Below are 342 nucleotides of genomic sequence, written 5' to 3'. Positions count from 1 at the left end.
GTCAGCGGTCCGGTCACCCTGGCGGCCTCCGCCGAGGATACCACACGGGTGATCACCAGCGCCGAGCTTCTGGCCAACGCCTCCGACATCGACGGTGATGCGCTGTCGGTCACCGGCCTCGGCATCGCCACCGGCAACGGCTCGCTCGCCGACAATGGCGACGGCACCTGGACCTATACGCCTGCGGCCAATGACGACACGGGCGTGACCTTCGCCTACAGCGTCAGCGACGGAACCACCTCGGTCGCTGCCAGCGCGACACTGTACCTGACACCGGTCAACGACGCGCCCGAGGTCAGCGGTCCGGTCACCCTGGCGGCCTCTGCCGAGGATACCACACGG

General features: G+C 68.7%; 1 protein-coding gene. It reads left to right on the top strand.

Features of this window, described 5'->3' with window-relative positions; translation table 11 throughout:
- On the top strand, window positions 1–342 hold a 342-nt coding region (locus tag BKY27_RS20210), incomplete at both ends, for a cadherin-like domain-containing protein (RefSeq protein WP_158515008.1).

Origin of the sequence: Nioella nitratireducens, from assembly GCF_001879715.1 — a bacterium.
GTDB lineage: Bacteria > Pseudomonadota > Alphaproteobacteria > Rhodobacterales > Rhodobacteraceae > Nioella > Nioella nitratireducens.
Note: the sequence above shows the minus strand (reverse complement) of the source record. Positions and strands in the feature narration are given on the sequence as shown.